The 408-nt window shown below is 80.6% G+C and carries 1 pseudogene; it reads left to right on the top strand.

What is annotated here, in order from left to right:
* Positions 1–408 (top strand): annotated as a pseudogene (locus VR45_RS46665) (sensor histidine kinase); the annotation flags it as partial.

Genomic DNA, 408 nt, shown 5'->3' with positions numbered 1-408 from the left:
GCTCGCGGCGGCCCTGTTCCTGCTGACGCTCGGGCCGGGGCGGGTGGCGGACGGTACGGGCTTCGCGCTGCAGACCGCTCTGGTCCTCCCGTTGGTGTGGCGGCGGCGGGCGCCCCGCTCCGCGTTCGGCGTGATCGCCGCCGCGGCGCTCGCGCAGTGGCTGCTGGGTGTTCAGCTGCCGGCCGACGCGGCGTTGCTGGTCGCCCTCGGGACGGTGACCGCGCGGGCGCCGTACCGGTCGGCGTGGGCGGCGGGTCTGGTGGCGGTGGCCGGGGCGGTGCTGGCGGCGGCGCGCTGGGCGCCCGAGGGACGGTTCCTCGCCTCGGCCGCCGCGATGACGGCGGCGGTCGCCGCGAGCGCGCTGCTCGGGGCGAACGCCCGGATCCGGCGGGCCGCGCGGGCGGAGCG

Source organism: Streptomyces sp. NRRL S-495 (assembly GCF_000966955.1).
GTDB lineage: Bacteria > Actinomycetota > Actinomycetes > Streptomycetales > Streptomycetaceae > Kitasatospora > Kitasatospora purpeofusca.
Note: the sequence above shows the minus strand (reverse complement) of the source record. Positions and strands in the feature narration are given on the sequence as shown.